The 1,797-nt window shown below is 66.1% G+C and carries 4 protein-coding genes; all 4 read left to right on the forward strand.

Translation table 11 applies throughout. From position 1 onward, the window contains the following. Window positions 1–140, forward strand: a 140-nt coding sequence (locus JNK68_12510; protein MBL8541177.1) for a hypothetical protein, incomplete at its 5' end; no start/stop codon positions are given. A 151-nt stretch (window positions 141–291) separates the two neighbouring features. Beyond that, window positions 292–570 carry a hypothetical protein gene (locus JNK68_12515; GenBank protein MBL8541178.1) on the forward strand — a complete coding sequence of 93 codons (279 nt, stop codon included), beginning with the start codon at window positions 292–294 and terminating at the stop codon, window positions 568–570. 56 nt (window positions 571–626) lie between these two features. Beyond that, the gene (locus JNK68_12520) at window positions 627–917 is read left to right on the forward strand and encodes a DUF2282 domain-containing protein (protein ID MBL8541179.1); all 291 of its coding nucleotides are present in this window, start codon (window positions 627–629) and stop codon (window positions 915–917) included. A 2-nt stretch (window positions 918–919) separates the two neighbouring features. Continuing rightward, entirely contained in the window at window positions 920–1,780 is an 861-nt protein-coding gene (locus JNK68_12525; GenBank protein MBL8541180.1) for a DUF692 domain-containing protein, read from the forward strand. Window positions 1,781–1,797: the final 17 nt, after the last annotated feature.

The following is a 1,797-nucleotide window of genomic DNA, read 5'->3' on the forward strand; positions in this document are numbered from 1 at the left end:
CGGGCTACCCGTGGGACAAGGACGGTTACCGTTCCGACGGCGGTTTCGCGCCGGCGGAAACCGTGACCATTGCAGCCTACCCCTGGGACAACGGCGGCTATCGGTCCGACGGCTGGCGCGCGCCCGAGCTCGCGAGCTGAATCGCACGGTACCAGCGGATCAGGCTCACGCCGTGACGAAAACGTGAAGTTTGCGTGAAGCCGACGTGAGCCCTGTCCCCGACACTGCCGCCATGCACCGCCATCGCGCGATGCGCCACAAGACCCGTCACCACAGCAAGGAGGTCTGACAATGCCCAAGTCCAGCGTCATCCAACGGACGTGCCTCGCCGCCGCGATCGGCGCGGTGCTCGTGCACGCACCGTTTGCCGCGGCCGATCCCGGCACCCCGGCAACCCAGCAGTCCATGAGCACGATGAAGTCGATGGACGCGAACGGAGACGGCATGGTCTCGAAGGATGAGTACATGAAGTTCTACGAGCAGAAGTTCGATGCCATGGACAAGAACAAGGACCGGATGGTCTCGCAGGAGGAGTGGTTCAGCGCGCAGTTCAGAAGCGACGGCGGCTGAATCCGGCTCGCAGTCAGGCATCCCCTTTCCCTTACCGATCGCAAAGGAGTCACACCATGAGCAAGTCCAGTTCCGTCGTCCGTTCCGCCGTTGCCAGCCTGCTGGTGTTCGGAGTTGCCACCGCCGCGACCGATGCACTCGCCGCGAAAGGTGACAACGAGAAGTGTGCGGGCATCGTCAAGGCCGGCAAGAACGACTGCGGCACCTCCGTCAGCGCCTGCGCCGGCACGTCCAAGGCCGACAACGACAAGGAGGCCTGGGTCTTCGTCCCGAAGGGCACGTGCGAGAAGATTGCCGGCGGTCGCATCCAGACCTCCGAATACGCGCAGCCCGGCGGCAAGAAGTAATCATGCGCGCGGCAACGTCCAGCGCCGATGTTGCCGCCCCGATCCCGGCCCGCGCCGGGATCGGGCTGCGCGCGCCGCACTATCGCGACCTCGCCGAGCGCAGACCCGACATCGGCTGGGTGGAAGTCCACAGCGAGAACTACTTCGGCGCGGGCGGACAGCCGCTTCACTTTCTCGAACGCGTCCGGCGCGAGTATCCGGTAAGCCTGCACGGCGTCGGCCTCTCCCTCGGTTCCGCGGACGTACTCAGCATGGACCACCTGCGATCGCTCAAGTCGCTCATCGAGCGCTGCGAGCCGGGTCTCGTCTCGGAACACCTGTCCTGGTCCGCATCGGGCGGCCGCTATCTGAACGACCTGCTGCCGCTGCCGTACACCGAGGAAGCGCTGGCGGTGTTCTGCGAGCACGTCGACCAGGCGCAGGAGTTTCTCGGCCGCAGGCTGCTGATCGAGAACCCGTCGAGCTACGTCGCCTGGCGCCACTCCGTGATCCCTGAACCCGAGTTCCTCCGCGCGGTGGCCGAACGCACCGGCTGCGGCGTCCTGCTCGACGTGAACAACGTCTTTGTCAGCGCGACGAACCACGGCTTCGACGCGCTCGCCTACCTCGCCGCCATCCCCGCAGCAGCCGTGGACGAGATCCACCTGGCCGGCTTCGACCATGGCGAACACTGCCTGATCGACACGCACGCGAAGCCGGTTGCGGATGCCGTGTGGGCGCTCTACGTGGAAGCGGTGCGTCATGTCGGCGTCGTGCCGACGCTGATCGAGTGGGACACCGATCTGCCGCCTCTGGAAGTGCTTCTCGGCGAAGCCTGGAAGGCGGATCTGCTGTCCGGAGCGCGCGATGCCGTCGCTGCGTGAGCTGCAGTCGGCCTTCG

The organism is Betaproteobacteria bacterium (assembly GCA_016791345.1).
Lineage (GTDB): Bacteria > Pseudomonadota > Gammaproteobacteria > Burkholderiales > JAEUMW01 > JAEUMW01.

Coding starts and splice junctions, on each gene's coding strand:
- JNK68_12515 (MBL8541178.1), top strand. CDS start 292: ATGCCCAAGTCCAGCGTCATCCAACGGACGTGCCTCGCCGCCGCGATC.
- JNK68_12520 (MBL8541179.1), top strand. CDS start 627: ATGAGCAAGTCCAGTTCCGTCGTCCGTTCCGCCGTTGCCAGCCTGCTG.
- JNK68_12525 (MBL8541180.1), top strand. CDS start 920: ATGCGCGCGGCAACGTCCAGCGCCGATGTTGCCGCCCCGATCCCGGCC.